Origin of the sequence: Kribbella yunnanensis, from assembly GCF_039529655.1 — a bacterium.
Classification (GTDB): Bacteria; Actinomycetota; Actinomycetes; order Propionibacteriales; family Kribbellaceae; genus Kribbella; species Kribbella yunnanensis.
This window is the reverse complement of sequence record NZ_BAAANF010000030.1, coordinates 47,991-64,564: the sequence shown is the minus strand read 5'-3', so window position 1 is coordinate 64,564 and position 16,574 is coordinate 47,991. Positions and strand designations below refer to the sequence as shown.

17 protein-coding genes are annotated in these 16,574 nt (G+C 67.8%); 13 read left to right on the top strand and 4 right to left on the bottom strand.

The genetic code is table 11. The features are described from left to right. The first annotated feature begins 9 nt into the window (after window positions 1–9). The 3 genes from ABD231_RS39695 to ABD231_RS39685 all read left to right on the top strand — a co-directional run bounded on the left by ABD231_RS39695 (window position 10) and on the right by ABD231_RS39685 (window position 3,147). Window positions 10–150, top strand: coding sequence for a hypothetical protein (locus tag ABD231_RS39695; protein WP_165952801.1), 141 nt, complete (start codon window positions 10–12; stop codon window positions 148–150). Further along, window positions 147–944, top strand: a complete 798-nt coding sequence (locus ABD231_RS39690) for a hypothetical protein (protein WP_344164803.1) — start codon at window positions 147–149, stop codon at window positions 942–944. Before ABD231_RS39695 ends, ABD231_RS39690 begins: the two co-directional genes overlap by 4 nt. 1,444 nt (window positions 945–2,388) lie before the next feature. Beyond that, window positions 2,389–3,147 carry a methyltransferase domain-containing protein gene (locus tag ABD231_RS39685; RefSeq protein WP_344164800.1) on the top strand — a complete coding sequence of 253 codons (759 nt, stop codon included), beginning with the start codon at window positions 2,389–2,391 and terminating at the stop codon, window positions 3,145–3,147. On the opposite strand, the gene ABD231_RS39680 is transcribed toward ABD231_RS39685, so the two are convergent. Then, window positions 3,129–3,653 (bottom strand): dihydrofolate reductase family protein, encoded by a 525-nt coding sequence (locus tag ABD231_RS39680; protein ID WP_344164797.1) that lies wholly within the window; start codon window positions 3,651–3,653, stop codon window positions 3,129–3,131. The two genes, ABD231_RS39685 and ABD231_RS39680, sit on opposite strands and share 19 nt — an antisense overlap. 134 nt (window positions 3,654–3,787) lie before the next feature. Between ABD231_RS39680 and ABD231_RS39675 the strand changes: the two genes are divergently transcribed. From ABD231_RS39675 to ABD231_RS39645, 7 genes are all read left to right on the top strand, one after another. Continuing rightward, window positions 3,788–4,663 carry a carbohydrate ABC transporter permease gene (locus ABD231_RS39675; protein WP_344164795.1) on the top strand — a complete coding sequence of 292 codons (876 nt, stop codon included), beginning with the start codon at window positions 3,788–3,790 and terminating at the stop codon, window positions 4,661–4,663. Next, on the top strand, window positions 4,653–5,489 hold the full coding sequence (locus ABD231_RS39670; protein WP_344164792.1) for a carbohydrate ABC transporter permease: 837 nt from the start codon (window positions 4,653–4,655) through the stop codon (window positions 5,487–5,489). Before ABD231_RS39675 ends, ABD231_RS39670 begins: the two co-directional genes overlap by 11 nt. A 10-nt stretch (window positions 5,490–5,499) precedes the next feature. Further along, window positions 5,500–6,792: an ABC transporter substrate-binding protein gene (locus ABD231_RS39665; RefSeq protein ID WP_344164789.1), complete on the top strand. Its 1,293-nt coding sequence runs from the start codon at window positions 5,500–5,502 to the stop codon at window positions 6,790–6,792. Further along, window positions 6,792–7,874: a Gfo/Idh/MocA family protein gene (locus ABD231_RS39660; protein ID WP_344164786.1), complete on the top strand. Its 1,083-nt coding sequence runs from the start codon at window positions 6,792–6,794 to the stop codon at window positions 7,872–7,874. Before ABD231_RS39665 ends, ABD231_RS39660 begins: the two co-directional genes overlap by 1 nt. A gap of 214 nt (window positions 7,875–8,088) precedes the next feature. Next, window positions 8,089–9,498: a hypothetical protein gene (locus ABD231_RS39655; protein WP_344164783.1), complete on the top strand. Its 1,410-nt coding sequence runs from the start codon at window positions 8,089–8,091 to the stop codon at window positions 9,496–9,498. A 77-nt stretch (window positions 9,499–9,575) separates the two neighbouring features. After that, complete coding sequence (locus ABD231_RS39650) at window positions 9,576–9,974, top strand: hypothetical protein (protein WP_344164781.1); 399 nt, start codon at window positions 9,576–9,578, stop codon at window positions 9,972–9,974. Next, complete coding sequence (locus ABD231_RS39645; protein WP_344164778.1) at window positions 9,958–11,466, top strand: caspase, EACC1-associated type; 1,509 nt, start codon at window positions 9,958–9,960, stop codon at window positions 11,464–11,466. Before ABD231_RS39650 ends, ABD231_RS39645 begins: the two co-directional genes overlap by 17 nt. On the opposite strand, the gene ABD231_RS39640 is transcribed toward ABD231_RS39645, so the two are convergent. Further along, complete coding sequence (locus tag ABD231_RS39640) at window positions 11,386–12,405, bottom strand: GlxA family transcriptional regulator (protein WP_344164775.1); 1,020 nt, start codon at window positions 12,403–12,405, stop codon at window positions 11,386–11,388. The genes ABD231_RS39645 and ABD231_RS39640 overlap by 81 nt on opposite strands. A 71-nt stretch (window positions 12,406–12,476) precedes the next feature. Between ABD231_RS39640 and ABD231_RS39635 the strand changes: the two genes are divergently transcribed. Continuing rightward, complete coding sequence (locus ABD231_RS39635) at window positions 12,477–13,064, top strand: DJ-1/PfpI family protein (RefSeq protein WP_344164772.1); 588 nt, start codon at window positions 12,477–12,479, stop codon at window positions 13,062–13,064. Here ABD231_RS39635 and ABD231_RS39630 read toward each other — a convergent pair. Further along, window positions 13,061–13,648, bottom strand: a complete 588-nt coding sequence (locus tag ABD231_RS39630; protein ID WP_344164769.1) for a TetR/AcrR family transcriptional regulator — start codon at window positions 13,646–13,648, stop codon at window positions 13,061–13,063. The two genes, ABD231_RS39635 and ABD231_RS39630, sit on opposite strands and share 4 nt — an antisense overlap. 104 nt (window positions 13,649–13,752) lie before the next feature. Here ABD231_RS39630 and ABD231_RS39625 point away from each other — a divergent pair, with 104 nt between their 5' ends. Next, on the top strand, window positions 13,753–14,535 hold the full coding sequence (locus ABD231_RS39625) for an SDR family NAD(P)-dependent oxidoreductase (RefSeq protein ID WP_344164766.1): 783 nt from the start codon (window positions 13,753–13,755) through the stop codon (window positions 14,533–14,535). Between the two features lie 3 nt (window positions 14,536–14,538). Here the strand turns inward: ABD231_RS39625 and ABD231_RS39620 are convergent, their stop codons facing one another. Beyond that, complete coding sequence (locus tag ABD231_RS39620) at window positions 14,539–15,624, bottom strand: aldose epimerase family protein (protein ID WP_344164763.1); 1,086 nt, start codon at window positions 15,622–15,624, stop codon at window positions 14,539–14,541. A gap of 350 nt (window positions 15,625–15,974) precedes the next feature. Here ABD231_RS39620 and ABD231_RS39615 point away from each other — a divergent pair, with 350 nt between their 5' ends. Then, window positions 15,975–16,574 carry a cysteine hydrolase family protein gene (locus tag ABD231_RS39615; RefSeq protein ID WP_344164760.1) on the top strand — a complete coding sequence of 200 codons (600 nt, stop codon included), beginning with the start codon at window positions 15,975–15,977 and terminating at the stop codon, window positions 16,572–16,574.

Below are 16,574 nucleotides of genomic sequence, written 5' to 3'. Positions count from 1 at the left end.
GGTGTTCGCATGTCCACCACGGACCCGGCCGACCAGCCGAACGAGGCGCTGCAGGCTGCCCGCGACCAGTTGCAGGCTGCTCGGTCCGAGCTCCAGGGTGCCGAAGCGGCTCTGCGCGCGGCCCTGGACGAGACCGAGGACGATCAGTGAGTACGCCGGCCCAGGAGCAGCAGCGTGCCGCCGTACTGGCGGACACCGCCTTCAGGGCGCTGACCGCTGCCCGGGTGTCGCTCGGCGAAGCAGCCGACACGACGCGGGACGTCGACAACTACCTCCGGCGCAGCGAGGAAGACATCTTCGAGTTGCCACCGCAGGCGAACCGCGTCCGGGAAGCGGAAGAACCGGCCCCGTTCCAGCGGAACGCGCAGTACCTCGCCGGTCAGGTGGATGATCGACTGCGCGCCGGCCGGCGGGGAATCGACGAGGTTCGTGACCGCCTCGGGGACGGCGCCCGCGCGCTCAAGGCGAGCCGGGAGGCGCTCACCGAGCTGTCGGAGCTGCCCGTCGAGCACGACCAGGCCGCGATGTCACGCCTCGCGTACCAGCTCGACACCCTGGACAGAGCTGTCGACAACTTCGGCGAGAGCATCAACCAGGCCGACCGCCGCCTGGTCGCCGCCCGCGAGGCCATCGACCCCTTGCTCAACTCCAGCCAGTACGTCGACGACCGCCAGGCGACTGCCGCCCGCATCACCAACGTCGCGGAGTCCCTCGACACCCAGCTCATGCAGACCCGGGCCGGCCTCAGGACCCTCAACGAGGGCTTCGACGACGCACGCGGCGACGCCAACCAGGCCAAGGGCGAGTCCGCCGAGCTGGCCAAGGCCTTCCACGCCGCCGCCAACCCCACCCCGCGCGCGGACCAACACCCCCAGAAGGCCGCCACCGACGCCGCCCACAAACCCAAGGAATCCGAGATCACCTCCCGCCTCCGAGACCTCTAACCACAGCCCCGAACGCCCGCCGCCGTCCCGCCGGCGAACCCCCACCTCGGGGGATATCCACTCAGTTGGGGGGGTGCCCCAAGGCCGGTTAGGTAGGCGGTTCGGGGTGGTGTCAGGAGCGGTGCTGTACGGCGCGGCTGGGGAGCGCTACTCCACCGAATCGGCGGGGTAGCGCTCCCCGGTCGTGTGGAACGGGTGGTGGTGGGTCTTCCCCAAACCGGTTTGGGGAGGGTGCCGGCCGGTGTCGATCTGGTGTGGGGTGGATATCGGTCGTGTCTGGGGGGTGGGTCCTCCCGGACCGTTGAACGCGCGATCGACAACGCCGGCGTGCGTGAGAGGCGGGCAGCCGGAAGCCGGTCTCTTTCCCGTACCGCAGCCACAGCCCGGCAACCCCAACCGACCTGGAGCCGCGGTCACCGGACCTCGCCAACCAGCCCAGCCACCGCGACGCCCAGCCACCTGTCTTTGTAGTCGGCCGGACGCCGCGATCAGCCACAGCGGACGTCCCCGGCCGAGTCCTTTCGGACCTGTACCCCGGACTCGGCCGTCAAAAGACGGCCGACAAAGCAAGACGGCGGAGGCGGGTAGGTGGCTGGGCTGGTTGGCGAGGCCCGGCGACCGCGGCTCCACGCCGTCTGGGGCTGACGGGCTGTGGCCGGGGTTCGTGATGCTCAAGGTCGCGCGGTAGCCGGTGATTGTTCGGGTCGTGGCGCCGAAACAGTTCCGTCGAACGTGCCGGACACCCCGAGGCCCCAGAGATCGTGGACCACCAACTCACCTTGAGCACAGTCCCATCGACCGTCTGCCCCTCGCCGAGATGGTTGAACCGTGCTCAAGGTCGCCCCGGCCAGCGCACCTTGAGCACTCCTCAACCACTTCGGGCCCGCTCAGATGGTTGATCCGTGCCCAACGTCGTACCGGCTAAAGGTTGCGGGCCGGCAACGAGGGCTGCCGTCATCACATCCCTCCCCAAGCCGGTTTGGGGACGGTCGGCGTGGTCGCGAGGGGTGGTCTGGGGAGGATTTGCCGCCCGAATGCGTCCTGGATCCGCCCCGGACCGGTTTGGGGAGGATGCCGACCCCCGGTCAGGGGTGAGGGGAACGCGGGGGTTCCTGCTCGCCGGCTCCGGATGGCAGCGGGGCTCGCTGAGGGCGCCGTACTGGACCGTGCTTGACGCGACCCCGAACCGCCTAACTAACCGGCCTTGGGGTTGCCCCCTCAGATTGGGGGTTGCCCACTGAGATTCTGCTGAGGCAACCCCCGAGGTGGATGGGCATCCCCTCAGTTGGGGGGTTGGCGGGGGAGACGGGGGGTTGCCCGCTGAGATGGGGGGTTGGCGCAGTCACGGTTGGGCGGATAGGTCGTGGGGTTAGGTCGGTGAAATGCTGGTGACACGTGGGTGGGGGAACGTGGGGGCATGGAGGATCCGGCGGGGTTTCGGGCGGTGGACACTGCACCTGGGGACTATTTCGTGCGGTTTCTGGACGCCCGGAAGGGGGTGCCCGCGGAGCAGGTGGTCAAGGGGGTGATCACTGAGCTCCTGGATGCTCGAGCGGGGATGGCGGTGCTGGATGTGGGGTCGGGGACTGGGGACGACCTGCTGGGCATTGCTGGTGTGGTGGGGATCGGTGGCCGGGCCGTTGGGGTGGATGTCAGTACGGCGATGGTGGCCGAGGCGAGGCGGCGTACGGCGGAGGGGGTGCCGGCCGAGTTTGTCGTGGGGGACGCGACGCGGCTGGACTTCGCCGACGCCTGCTTCGACCGGGTGCGGGCGGAGCGCGTGCTGATGGCGCTGGCCGATCCGGAGGCCGCAGTACGGGAGATGGCCCGGGTGGTGCGGCCGGGCGGGGTGGTTGTGCTGTCCGAGGTGGACGCGGCGACGGTCTTCGTGAACAGCTCGGACCGCGAGTTGGTCCAGGCGATCGAGCGGGGATTCGCCGACGATCTGCCGACCCCGGATGCGGGGCGGCGGTTGCAGCGAATGTTGCTGGCGACCGGGCTGACCGACGTACGGCTGGAGACGACCGTGCTGCAGAACACCGTTGCGTTCCTGCGATTCCTGTTCGGGAACCGGGTGAGCGCGTTGGCCGACGAGGAGCGTGCGACTGCGTTCTGGGAAGAGTTGGAGCAGGGCGAACGCGAGGGCTGGCTCTGCTCCGGTGGGGTGTGCTTTACCGCGGCCGGCTACCGGACCACGGTGTAGTCGGACTGGACGAAGCCCGCCTTCAATGTCCGGGTCGCGTTGTGGACCAACGTCACATCGTTGTCCAGGGCACCGAACAGCGGCAGGCCGGATCCGATCAGGACCGGTGCGGTGGTGATGGTCAGCTCGTTGAGTAGACCGGCCCGCAGGAAGGTCTGGATGACCGCACCGCCGTCGGCGTAGATCCGCTGAGCGCCGCGATCCGCGAGCGTCTCGACCAGGCCGTCGACCGTGCGGTGCACGATGACCCGCTCGTCGGCGTCGGGATCGAGCGTCGTACTGAGCACCTCGACGTGTTTGCCCTCGTACGGCCAGAAGCCGAAGGTGAGCACCTTCTCGAAGGTGTTGCGGCCCATCACGACAGTGTCGATCGAGGCCATGAACTCGTCGTATCCGGTGTCACCTGCCTGCTCTCCGCGCTCGGTCAACCAGTCGATCGATCCGTCCGGTCGTGCGATGTACCCGTCGAGGCTGGTGGCGATGAAGACCGCCGCATGGAAAGTCACACAGACAGTTTTGCAGGTGTCCGGAACCGGCCAAGTCGAATCGCTTCGACCTCTTGTTCCGGTACCGCTTTCCCGGCATGCTGTCCGGCGACAAGGCAAGCGCTTTCCGGAAGGTTCCCGGAGGAGGAGGGTCGATGAAGCGTCGGGACAACCTGACGGCTTACCTGTTCCTGTCGCCGTGGCTGCTCGGACTCTTCCTGATCACCATCGGGCCGATGATCGCCTCGCTCTACCTGGCCTTCACCGACTACAACCTGATCCAGGCGCCGGAGTGGATCGGTTTCGAGAACTTCACCCGGATGCTGTCCGACGAGCGGCTGCACAACTCGCTGCGGGTGACCTTCACCTACGTGTTCGTCTCGGTCCCGCTGCAACTCGCGATCGCCCTGCTGCTGGCCGTCGTACTGGATCGCGGCGTCCGCGGAATGGCCTTCTACCGCTCGGTCTTCTACCTGCCGTCGCTGCTCGGCTCGAGTGTCGCGATCGCGATCCTGTGGCGGCAGGTGTTCGGTACCGAGGGCCTGCTCAACCAGGTGCTCGCGCTGATCGGGGTCGAGGGCAAGGGCTGGATCTCCGACCCCAGTACGGCGCTGGGCACGCTCGTGGTGCTCAACGTGTGGACGTTCGGTTCGCCGATGGTGATCTTCCTGGCCGGCCTTCGGCAGATCCCGTCGATGTACTACGAGGCGGCCGCCGTCGACGGGGCCAGTGCGCTCCGAAGGTTCTTCTCGATCACGCTGCCGCTGCTGACGCCGATCATCTTCTTCAACCTGGTGCTGCAGATCATCCACGCGTTCCAATCGTTCACCCAGGCGTTCGTCGTCTCCGGCGGCAGTGGCGGACCGTCGGACTCGACGATGTTCTTCACGCTCTACCTGTACGACCGCGGCTTCGGGAACTTCGACATGGGCTACGCCTCGGCGATGGCCTGGTTCCTGCTGGTGGTCATCGCGATCTTCACCGGGGTCAACTTCCTCGTCTCCAAGTACTGGGTGTTCTATGAGAACTGACCTCCGCCCCCGAACCCTGCTGATCCACCTGGCGCTGATCGCCACCGCGCTGGTGATGCTGTACCCGCTGATCTGGATGATCGTGAGCTCGCTGCGTCCGGGCAACGAGATCTTCCGCGATCCCGGTCTGCTGGTGAAGGACCTGCGGATCGAGAACTACCGGGCCGGCTGGAACGCGCTGACCGAGCCGTTCACCCGCTACCTGCTGAACTCCGCGGTCGTCGTACTGGGCTCGATCCTCGGCAACCTGGTCTCGTGCTCGATGGCGGCGTACGCATTTGCCCGCCTGGAGTTCGCCGGCAAGAAGATGTGGTTCGCGATCATGCTGCTCAGCATCATGTTGCCGATCCACGTGGTGATCGTGCCGCAGTACATCCTGTTCTCGCACGCGGGCTGGATCAACACGTTCCTGCCGCTGATCGTGCCGAAGTTGCTGGCCACCGACGCGTTCTTCGTCTTCCTGATGGTGCAGTTCATCCGCGGCATTCCGCGCGAGCTCGACGAGGCGGCCACGATCGACGGCTGCGGCCGGGCCGGGATCTTCCTGCGGGTGATCCTGCCGCTGATGGTGCCGGCCTTGGCGACCACGACGATCTTCACGTTCATCTGGACCTGGAACGACTTCTTCGGCCAGTTGATCTACCTGACCGACCCGCACATGTACACCGTGCCGGTCGCCCTGCGGTCGTTCGTCGACGCGACCTCGAGCTCGTCCTGGGGCTCGATGTTCGCGATGTCGGTCGTCTCGCTGGTCCCGGTCTTCCTCGCCTTCCTGCTCGGCCAGCGCTTCCTGGTCAAGGGCATCGCCACCACCGGTATCAAGTAAGGAGCCTGCCATGACACGTCTCAAGGCACTGGCCGCCGTCGCGCTCGTCTCCGCCCTGCTCGTCGTGAGCGCGTGCGGTGGGGACTCCGGCGGACCGGCCGCGAAGAACGGCGAGGTGACACTGCGCTTCTCCTGGTGGGGCAGTGACACCCGCACCAAACTCACCCAGTCGGTGATCGACGCGTTCCAGAAGGAACACCCGAACATCAAGATCAAGGGCGAGTACGGCGAATGGGCCGGGTACTGGGACAAGCTCGCCACCACGGTCGCCGCGAACGATGCGCCGGACGTCATCCAGATGGACGAGAAGTACCTGCGCGAGTACGCCGATCGCGGCGCGCTGCTCGATCTGAAGAAGGCCGGTGACCTGAAGACCGACAAGTTCGCGCCGGACACTCTCGGGGCCGGCGAGTTCGACGGCGGGCTGTACGGACTCAACGCTGGGATCAACTCGTTCGCCGTACTCGCGAACCCGGCTGTCTTCAAGGCTGCCGGAGTCGCGCTGCCGAACGACACGACCTGGACCTGGGACGAGTTCAACCGGATCGCCGCCGAGGTGACCACCAAGCTCAGCGGCAAGGGCTGGGGGACCGGTGTGATCGGGTCCAACGAGGCCGGACTGAACCTCTGGGCCCGCCAGAACGGTGAGTCGCTGTGGACGCCCGACGGCAAGGTCGGTGTCTCGGCCGGGCAGACCACCAAGTTCTTCGAGTACGTCGTGAAATTGCGCGACAGCAAGGCGATTCCGCCCGCGGAGTCGGTCGCGCAGGACATGACCGCGTCCCTCGACCAGACCGCCCTGGCCACTGGGAAGGTCGCGATGGCCTTCGGCTGGAGCAACCAGCTGAACGCCTTCAGCAAGGCTTCCGGCCAGGAGCTGAAGCTGCTCCGCATCCCGAGCTCGACCGGACAGTCGGCGAAGAACGGTTCCTACTACAAGGGCTCGATGTTCTGGTCGGTCTCCTCGCGCTCGAAGAACCGGGAGGCGGCCGCGCAGTTCGTCGACTTCCTGGCCAACAACGCGGTGGCGGGCAACATCCTGCTGGCCGAGCGTGGCGTACCGCCGAACACCGAGATCCGCGCCGCTGTCACCCCGAAGCTGCAGCCAGCAGACGCGGCCTCGGCGAAGTTCATCGAGGACATCGGCAAGGAACTCGGCGAGCCCTCACCGGCACCGCCGGTCGGAGGTGGTCAGGTGGAGAAGATCATCCAGCGCTACACCACCGAGGTGCTGTTCGGTCGACTCGCTCCGGACAAGGCAGCACAGCAGTTCCTCGACGAGGTGAACGGAGAGCTCAAGTAGTGACCACCCGCATCGCCGTGGCCGGTGTACACGGCCACGGCGCAACGCACGTCCGCAATGCCAGCTTGTACGGCGACCTGGTGGCGATCGCGGATCCGCGGCCGCCGGACGATATCGACGTACCGGTGTATCCGTCGCTCGACGAGTTGCTGGCGGCAACCGAAGTCGATGTCGTGATCATCAGCACGCCGATCCAGACGCATGTGCCGCTGGCCGAACTGGCGATGCGATCGGGTGCCGACGTGCTGCTCGAGAAGCCGCCGACCGCGTCGCTGGCCGAGTTCGAATACCTGTCGAAGGTGATCGAGGAGACCGGTCGCGTGTGCCAGGTCGGCTTCCAGGCGCAGGCATCGGCGGCGACTCTGCAGCTCGCGCAGTTGATGGCCGACGGCGGGCTCGGCGAGATCCGCGGGATCAGTGCCACCGGCAAGTGGTTGCGGAAGGCCGGCTACTTCGACCGCGCGGCATGGGCCGGCCGACGGACGCTGAACGGCGTCTCGGTCGTCGACGGTGCGGTCACGAATCCCTTGGCTCACTCGACAGCTGCGGCCTTGCTGCTCGACGGTTCGACCGGAGTGGACGACATTCTTTCGGTCGAGACCGACCTGTACCGGGCCAACGACATCGAGTCCGACGACACCTCCACGGTTCGCATCACCACGACCCGCGGTACGTCGATTTTGATCGCGGTGACATTGTGCGCGGCCGAGCACGTCGACCCCGCGGTGATAGTCCACGGCTCTCGAGGTCGCGCCGTACTGCACTACACGACGGACACTCTCGAACTGCCCGATGGCGTGCAGACTCTTGGGCGGGCGGACCTGCTGCAGAATCTGATCGAGCATCGCGCGGACCCCGCCGTACCTCTCTACTGTTCGTTCGCGGCGACCGGTGGTTTCACGCGCGTGGTCGAAGCGATCCGGTTGGCCGACGAGCCGGCTGTCATCCCGGATGCCAACGTCGTCTGGGAAGGCGAAGGCGCCGAGCGGCATCCGATTGTCCGCGATGTCGAGCAGTGGATCGATCGGGCCTCCGACGAATTGGCACTCTTCAAAGAACTCGGGGTGCCCTGGGCCGTCTGAGTACTGCGACGAGTTGTTCCGTACACCAGGTTCGTGCCAGGATGCGGGTTTTCCTGCGCATGCCCTGAGGGGTTCGCGGGGACGGTACGAGACGTTTCCGGATTCGCCTCCCCTTCCGGGGCCGGGAACCGGTAGCCTCGTGCCGCCGTACCAGTCAGCCCCGCCGTCCGCGACGGAACTGCCGGAGTGCCCAAACCGGTCAGGAGACCACGTCTTGCAGGAGAACACCAGCAACACCAGTACTGGCGAACTGGCGAACGTACCCCTCACCGGGGCGGACAAGGTCGCCTACGCCTTCTACGCCACGGCGGCCGCGGCCGCCCTCGTCGGCCAGGTGTGGGCGGGTGTCACGCACATCCCGTGGCCCGACGCCGGCTTCTCGACATTCCTCAAGATCGTCCTCGTCACTCCGGCGGTGGCGGTCCTCGAGCTCGGCGGTGTCGCCACCGCCGCGCTGGCCGACCTGCGTCGCCGCAAGGGTGAGACGGCCTACGCGTACCGCGCGATGTCGTTGTTCGCGGCCGTGATCGCGGTCGTCTTCAACGTGGTCGGGCACTGGCGGCCGGAGGAGCGCTTCCTGGCCTTCGGCTTCGGCGGCCTGTCCGCGTTCGCCTATGTGCTGTGGCTGATCCACAGCTCGGCCCGCCGCCGCGACGCCCTGCGTCGCGCCGGGCAGATGATGACGACCTCTCCGGTGTACGGCGTGGTGCAGTGGGCGCGCGAGCCCAAGGTGACGTGGCAGGCGCGGTCGCTGGCGATCGAGCACGGCTACAGCCTCTACGAGAGTCTGCACGCAGCCCGGCACCAGATCCGCAACAAGACCCGCCGCGACGCGATCGCGAGCACGGTCGCCGAGTACATCCGCTCCGAGCACCAGGACGAGCGCCTCGCGAAGATCGCCGAGACGACGTACGACCCGGACCGGCTGGCCGGCATGCTCGAGGACCGGATCAACTACGAGGTCATCACCAACAAGCTGACCAAGGCGATCTCGCCGCCCCCGGAGCCGGAGGAGACCCCCGACCCCGATCTGCGCGCAGCCGTCTGGGTCGTCGAGGGTGAGGCACCGCGGGCACGCCAGCTCCGCGCCGCCGACACCGGCGTCTCACTGCGCGACGAAGGCGCCTGGGGCGAGGCGATGACCGGTGAGCTGATGGCAGTCGACTACCTGCCCTACGACCGCAGCACCGACGAGTCGGTGGCCGAGGCAGTCGTGGTCGAGGACGGCGAGCACGTCGTCAAGAACGGTGCGAAGGTCAACGGCAAGCTCAAGCCGACCGCCCCGAAGGAAAAGGTCGAGCCGGTCGTGCAGAAGCCGGCCGCCCCGTCCCCCTTCGCCGGGCCCACCGACTCCGAGCCGCCGGCCCTGATCACCACCGCTCCCGAGTCCAAGCCCAAGCCGAAGCCGGCGGACGATTCCCCCAAGGGCGACGACGAGCCGGAGCCGACCGCCCTCGAGAAGCTGCGTGCCCGCGCCTGGGCCCTCCTGGCCGACTGGCCCGAGGACCGCGAGCGCACCGCACAAGCCCTCGCCGCCGCCATCGCCTCCAGCGAGCCGATGGCCGCCCGCTTCATCCAGCAGTACGACGTCGAACACGGCCTGGCCACCACCTCGCCGAACTGAGCAGCGGCGGGAGGTGTTCGCGCCCTCCCGCCACTCGCTATCGTGACTCTTCCATCGGTTGTGCTGGAGGGGGCTGCATGACGGAGCTGAAGCTGTTCATCGCCGAGCCGGGGATCGACGATGAACTGCTGGAGGATCGTACTCAGTTGGTCCGGCGCGAGTTGCTGGACACCGATATCGGTGACGTGCGCCTGGACAGGTCTGGTCAGGTGCCGGTGGGCGGCAAGGGCGATCCGGTGACGGTCGGCACGCTGATCATCAGTCTGGCCGGTACGGGCGCGGCGACGGCCTTCGTGACCGGCTCCTTGCGAGTCCTGCGCGCGTTCGTCGAGCGCCGGGCCGGACGCGTCGTGATCATCGAGCGCGCCGGTGAGCGGGTGGAGCTCAAGGGCGGTTCGGCCAAGGAGGACGAGCGGCTGGTTCGGCAACTGTTCCCCGAACTGCCGGCCGAAGGTGACGATGGCCGGCATCCGTGACGCGCTGCTGATCGCGACCGGCACCTACCAGAACGACGTACTCACCGGACTTCGATCGCCCGCCGCTGATGCGGATCGGCTGGGCGCGGTCCTGGAGGATCCGGAGATCGGCTGGTTCCAGGTCCAGAAGGTGCTCGACGCCTCGGCCGGCCAGATCCTGCGGGCGATCGAGCGCTTCTTCCTGCACCGCAGTCTCGACGACCTGCTGGTCCTGCACCTGTCCTGCCACGGCATCAAGGACGATCGCGGCAACCTGTACTTCGCCGCCACGGACACCGACCCGACCCTGCTCGCCTCCACCGCGGTTCCCGCGACGTTCCTCAAGGAACAGATGGATCGGTGCCTGGCGCGGTCGATCGTGGTGATGCTCGACTGTTGCTACAGCGGTGCCATGCTGCCCGGGGCCAAGGGTTCGATCGGGGTCGACTCCGATGACCAGATGCAGGGCAGCGGCCGCGCGATCATGACCGCGTCGAAGCGGACCGAATACGCGTGGGAGAGCAACGGTGTGGTCGAGTTGGCCCCGGAACCGTCGCTGTTCACCGAGGCGATCATCCACGGCCTGGCGACCGGTGAGGCCGACCGGGATCACGACGGACAGATCGGGGTCGACGAGCTCTACGGCCACGTGTTCGAACGCCTGCGGAGGTCGGGTGCCAAGCAGACGCCAGGCCTTTTCGCGAAGCTCGAGTACCGGGTGCTCCTGGCAAGCAGCAAACGGATCCGGATGCCGGAGCCCGCGGTCAGCACGCCGGACGAAAGCCCGATCTGGCCGCAGCGGAAAGCGCGACGTGGCCAGGACATGCTGCTGCGATTCGACGTACCGATCCGTGAGCTGGTGCTCGGCAGTCAGCGGCGGTTGACGGTCGAGAGCCCGGTGACCTGCATGACCTGCAAAGGCGTCGGCACCTCGCCCAGGTCGGTCGTGACCAGATGTGGCAAGTGCTCGGGCTATGGGGACCTCCCCGAGCAGCGCACCAATGAGTTGATGGAGGAGTTCTTCGGCCCGAAGGATGCAACGGCGCCGGCGCCCCGTGGATGTCCGGACTGCGCCGGGTTCGGCACCCAGATCGAGAACCCCTGCGCCGAATGCGACGGTGACGGCCGGGTCGCGACGACCCGCACCCTGACGGTCAGCGTGCCGAAGGGCCTGTACGAGGGAGCCCGGATCCGGCTGTCCGGGCAGGGCGAGGTCGGACCGGGTGGTGGCCCGGCCGGCGACCTCTTCCTGGAAGTTGCCGAAGGCAAGGATCCGGTCTTCGGCCGGGACGGCGACGACCTGACCTGCACGGTCCAGGTCCCGGCCGCGGTGGCGGCGCAGGGCGGCATCATCGACGTCACCACCTTCGAAGGCGTCAAGCGCGTCCGGGTCCCGGCCGGAACCGCCACCGGCCAACGCCTCCGCGTGCCCTCACTGGGAATCCCGCACCTCCGCGCCGAAGGCCGCGGCGACCTCATCGTCACGATCGAGGTCACCCACCGCAGCCTCTGACGCATCGCTGAAGGTACGGCGGTACGCGGTTGGGGTGGTGGCGAAGGTCTTGGTGAAGTGCTGTCGGAGCAGGTCGGCGGTGCCGAAGCCGGTGGCGGTGGCGATCTGGTCGACGGTGAGGCTCGTGGTCTCGAGCAGTTCTTGAGTTCGCGCCAGGCGCTGGCGGATCAGCCAGCGTAGTGGGGTCGTGCCGGTCTGCGCGCGGAACTGCCGGCTCAGCGTTCGGGGACTCATCGAGGCGTACGTCGCGATGGTGCCGAGCGTCAGTGGTTCGGCGAGGTGGTCGCGGATCCAGTGCAGGACTGGTTCCAGGGAATGGTTGCCTTCGACAACGGGTGTGGTGACGAACTGGGCTTGGCCGCCGGCACGGTGGGGTGCCATCACCAGCTGCCGGGCAACGGTCGCTGCGACGGCGGCGCCGTGGTCGCGCCGTACTAGGTGTAGACACAGGTCGAGGCCAGCAGTCACGCCGGCCGAGGTCAGGACGTCGCCGTCGTCCACGTAGAGGGCGTCGGGGACTACCTCGACTGCCGGGTAGCGCCGGGCCAGCTCGGCTGCATGGGCCCAGTGCGTGGTCGCCCGGCGGCCGTCGAGCAGCCCGGCCTCGGCGAGTACGAATGCGCCGGTGCAGATCGACGCCACTCGGACGCCGCGTCGATGGGCCTCGCGGACGACCTCGACGGCCTCGGGTTCGGCTTCGAAGGCCGCCGGGACGATCAGCGTGTGGGCCTGTTTCGCGGCTCGCAGCGGGTACGGCGGGTCAGCCCGGAAGATCGCCTGCCGATGCGCAGCAATCGTCGTACCGGCGGAGCCGCAAACGCGGACGTCGTACAGGTCGGCGCCGGTGCGTGGATCGGCGGCGGTCGCGAACACCTGGCAGGCGCCGGCCAGCTCCACGCCGATACTGCCGTCGAGGACGAGCACGGCCACGGTCCGCATGGCGCGAATCTACTGGATCATGTCTTTCTCGCCACTCTCCGGCAGGCGTCGTACGGCGGCAGGGTGGATGGATGCGAATCGATGTGCTGATGTTCGAGGGAGTTGCTGAGGTCGACGCGCTGGCGGTGTACGCCGTCTTCGCGCATGCGAAGCGACGCGGGCTCGACGTGGATGCGCGCCTCGTGACCGCCGACGGCGCGACCACGGTGAAAGGCTGCTACGGAACGACGTTCGGCGAACTGGAACTGTGGTCGCCGGAGACTGCCCGCGTGCTCGCGGTGTCGGGCGGGTGGATCGAGGAGGAGATCGAGCGCGGAGTCATTCCGCAGCAGTTGGCCGACGCCAAGCGCGTCGGTGGTGCCGGACTGATCCTGGCCGGGATCGACTCCGGCTCGATCCTGTTGGGCGCGGCCGGGCTGATCGGTGGGCGACCGGCGACGACGCATCGGCCCGGCTATGACCTGCTGAAGCCGTGGGCCGAGGTCATCGATGCGCGGATTGTCGACGACGGCGATCTGGTGACGTGTGGCAGCGGTTGGTTCGCGGGGGTGGATCTCGCCGGCTGGTTGCTCGAGCGCGAGTTGGGCGCCGCGGCCGAAGTGGTCGCGATGGAGCAGTGGATCGGCCGCGACCGCCAGGGCACGGTCTGGCGGCGCTAGAGCTTGGTGCCTGGGGTGGCGATGCCGTGGAGGAGGGTTTCGACGAGTTGGGTGGCCGCGGCGTCGGTGTCGATGGGGTCGTCGGGGTGGGCGGCGGCGTCCTGGCAGACCTCGTGGATGAGGGCGTAGTAGACGCGGCGGGCCCAGAGCGGCGTGACGCCGGGGCGGAGGACGCCGGTCTCGGCGAGGCGGGCGAAGAGTTGATCGCAGCGCTCGACGATGCCGGCCTGGATCCGGGTGGCTTCGTTGCCTGGGGCAAGGGTCGCGTTGGTGGCGAAACCCCAGGAGAGCTTGACGGCCAGGACGTTCGCGGTCGCCTGGTAGAGGGCGATCAGCGGGGGCGTGGTCTCCGGGCGGGCGGCGTCGACCGCGTCGGTCAGCTGCTGGGCGGCCCAGGTGGCGAGGGCGGCGATCAGTGCCTCGCGGGTGGCGAAGCGCCGGTGCACGGTGGTGCGCGCGACGCCGGCGGCGGCAGCGATCTCCTCCATGGTGGCGTTCGGCTTGCGGTTCAGGGTGCGTTCGGCCGCTTCCAGGATGGTCAGCACCGTGCGGGCGCTGTCCGCGCGCAACCTGGTCTCGCTCATGGCTCCAGACTACCCCGAGGATGCGGTTCGGCAGCTACTTGCATCATTCGTGATGCAAGTAGTACCTTCAATGGGTCAGCGAAGATGCGACTTAAGGACATCTCATGGATCTGCAGTTGAAGGACAAGACGGCACTCGTCACCGGCGCCAGTCGCGGGATCGGCCTGGCTGTGGTCGAGCAGCTCACCGCGGAGGGGGTTCGCGTGGTCGCGGTCGCCCGGACCAGTACGCCGGAACTGCGCGCGACCGGGGCGTTCGTCGTACAGGCTGATCTCGCTGCGGCGGGCGGTCCCGAGCAGGCGGTTGCGGCAGCGCTCGCCGAGGTCGGCGAGTTGGACCTGCTGGTCAACAACGTCGGCGGTGGCGAGGGTGAGCTCGGGGCCGGCTTCCTCGACTACGACGATGCCACCTGGCAGACGATCTTCGAGCTGAACTACTTCGCCACCGTCCGGGTGACCCGGGCCGCGATCCCGAGTCTGGTCCGGCAGGGCGGCGCGATCGTCAACGTCTCGTCCGTCGGGGCGAAGGTACCGTCCGGTGGTCCCGTGCCGTACACGACCGCCAAGGCGGCGCTGACCGCGTTCGGGAAGGCGCTGGCCGAGGAGTTCGGCCCGCAGGGCGTCCGGATCAACACGGTCTCACCGGCGGCCGTGCGGACGGCGCTGTGGACGTCACCCGAGGGGTACGGCGGTCAGTTGGCCGGCCATCTCGGTATCTCGCAGGAGGAGTTGCTCGCGGGGTTGCCGCAGCAGGGCGGGATGATCACCGGCCGGTTGATCGAGCCGAGTGAAGTGGCGGTTCTCGTGGTGCAGCTGTGCTCGCCGTTGACCGCGAGCATTACCGGCGCCGACTACCTCATCGACGCCGGTAGCTCGAAGACAGCCTGAGTATTACTTGGTGCCGAAGGTGTAGACGGTCGTCGACTTGTAGGTCTGGCCGGGGCGCAGGACCGTCGACGGGAAGTTCGGCTGGTTGGGCGAGTCCGGGAAGTGCTGGGTCTCGAGGCAGAAGGCGTCGCCTTGGCGATAGGCCTTGTTGCCGATCCCGAGGAAGGTGCCGTCGAGGAAGTTGCCGCTGTAGAACTGGACTCCGGGCTCGTCGGTGCGCACGGTGACCGTGCGGCCGTGCTCGGGGTCCCAGGCGCGGGCCGCGAGGCGCAGCCCGTCCGGATCGGTCTTGGTGCTGAGGACGAAGTTGTGGTCGTAGCCGCGGCCGACGACGAGCTGCGGGTGGTCGCCGCGCAGGCGGGCGCCGATCGGGGTCGGCTTGGTGAAGTCGAACGGGGTCCCGGCGACGGGGGCGATCTCGCCGGTCGGGATCAGGCCGGCGTCGACCGGCGTGTACTTCGGCGCGTTCAGCTGCAACACCTGGTCGTCGATCGGGCCGCTGCCCTCGCCGGCCAGATTGAGGTAGACGTGGTTGGTCAGGTTGACGATCGTCGGCTTGCCCTTGACCGTCGCGTGGTAGTCGATCCGCAGGTTGTCGTCGCGGTCGAGGGTGTACGTGACGGTCGTGGTCAGCTCACCAGGGAAGCCCATCTCGCCGTCCGGGCTGACATAGGTGAACGCAACACCGACCGCCTTGGACGTCTGCACGGTCTTGGCCGACCAGACCTTCTTGTCGAAGCCCAGCGGTCCGCCGTGCAGTGCGTTCTCGCCGTTGTTGACCGGGATCTGGTACGACGTGCCGTCGATCGAGAACTTGCCCTTCGCGATCCGGTTGCCGTAGCGGCCGATGGTGGCACCGAAGTACGGACTGAGCGCGGCGTAGTCGGGCAGGTTGTCGAAGCCGAGGCTGATGTTCGCCACCCGGCCGCGCCGGTCCGGCGTCTCGACCCGCTGGATGGTGGCACCCCAGGTCAGCATCGAGATGGTGACCCGGCCGTTGCCGAAGGTGTAGACATCCACCTTCTTCCCGTCCGGCGTGGTGCCGAACGGGTCCTTGCGGATCTCCAGCTTGCCGTGGTGTGCACCCATGCTGCTCAACCTATCCGGCGCACCTGAGGCGGCCTCCGCAGTACTGGTCAGGGCCCCTGCGGCGGCAGCGCCCAGGCCCAGGGCTCCGGCCGTCCGGAGTACCTGACGGCGAGGCAGGTGATCGGGCATCGCATTCCCCTCACTGAGTCGTCTGGGCGGCGGGAGCGCTTCCACGCCGCCTCGCGCACTGTAAGCACTCCGGCACAGTGTTTGGAATAGTTCGGAACGGTGTGAATTCGTCCAACCTCTCCAACGATGGGAAATTCTCCGCCGGGCGCTGACCGGATCGGTCCGCTGTGCGCCGCGATCGGGCCTGGTTGGCGCAGCGACGATCCGCTCATGCTGGTGTCATGAGCCGAACCGCACTCCTCGTCGTCGACGTCCAGGAATCCTTCCGGGTCCGCCCGAGCTGGCAGGTCGTCAACCACCCCGACATCGCCGACCGCGTCGGCCGACTGGTCGCGGCTGCCCGCGCTGCCGGCGACCTGGTCGTCTGGGTCCTGCACACCGAATCAGGGACCGGTACGGCGTTCGATCCGGCCTCCGGCCAGGTCCGCCTGGTCGAGGGTCTCGAACCGGTCGAGGGTGAGCCGGTGATCACCAAGACCGCGCACAACGCCTTCACCACCACGAATCTGCAGCAGATCTTCACCCAGCACGGTGTGACCTCGGTGGTCGTCAGCGGCATCCGCACCGAACAGTGCTGCGAGACCACCGCTCGCGTCGCCTCCGACCTCGGGTACGACGTCGTGTTCGTCACCGAGGCCACTGCGACGATGCCGCTGCCGCACTGGACCCTGCCGGCGGATGCGACTGTCGAGGAGATTCTCGCCGATCCTCGGACCCTGTCGGCCGAGGCGGTCACCGAACGTACCGAATACGCGCTCGCGGGACGGTTCGCCACCATCCGGACGATCGACGACCTGGCCGCCGTACCCGTGTCATCCTGA

Excerpts from the sequence above, each read along its gene's own strand:
- ABD231_RS39695 (WP_165952801.1), top strand. The coding sequence starts at position 10 with ATGTCCACCACGGACCCGGCCGACCAGCCGAACGAGGCGCTGCAGGCT.
- ABD231_RS39675 (WP_344164795.1), top strand. The coding sequence starts at position 3,788 with ATGAAGCGTCGGGACAACCTGACGGCTTACCTGTTCCTGTCGCCGTGG.
- ABD231_RS39670 (WP_344164792.1), top strand. The coding sequence starts at position 4,653 with ATGAGAACTGACCTCCGCCCCCGAACCCTGCTGATCCACCTGGCGCTG.
- ABD231_RS39665 (WP_344164789.1), top strand. The coding sequence starts at position 5,500 with ATGACACGTCTCAAGGCACTGGCCGCCGTCGCGCTCGTCTCCGCCCTG.
- ABD231_RS39650 (WP_344164781.1), top strand. The coding sequence starts at position 9,576 with ATGACGGAGCTGAAGCTGTTCATCGCCGAGCCGGGGATCGACGATGAA.
- ABD231_RS39645 (WP_344164778.1), top strand. The coding sequence starts at position 9,958 with ATGGCCGGCATCCGTGACGCGCTGCTGATCGCGACCGGCACCTACCAG.
- ABD231_RS39640 (WP_344164775.1), bottom strand. The coding sequence starts at position 12,405 with ATGCGGACCGTGGCCGTGCTCGTCCTCGACGGCAGTATCGGCGTGGAG.
- ABD231_RS39635 (WP_344164772.1), top strand. The coding sequence starts at position 12,477 with ATGCGAATCGATGTGCTGATGTTCGAGGGAGTTGCTGAGGTCGACGCG.
- ABD231_RS39630 (WP_344164769.1), bottom strand. The coding sequence starts at position 13,648 with ATGAGCGAGACCAGGTTGCGCGCGGACAGCGCCCGCACGGTGCTGACC.
- ABD231_RS39625 (WP_344164766.1), top strand. The coding sequence starts at position 13,753 with ATGGATCTGCAGTTGAAGGACAAGACGGCACTCGTCACCGGCGCCAGT.
- ABD231_RS39620 (WP_344164763.1), bottom strand. The coding sequence starts at position 15,624 with ATGGGTGCACACCACGGCAAGCTGGAGATCCGCAAGGACCCGTTCGGC.
- ABD231_RS39615 (WP_344164760.1), top strand. The coding sequence starts at position 15,975 with ATGAGCCGAACCGCACTCCTCGTCGTCGACGTCCAGGAATCCTTCCGG.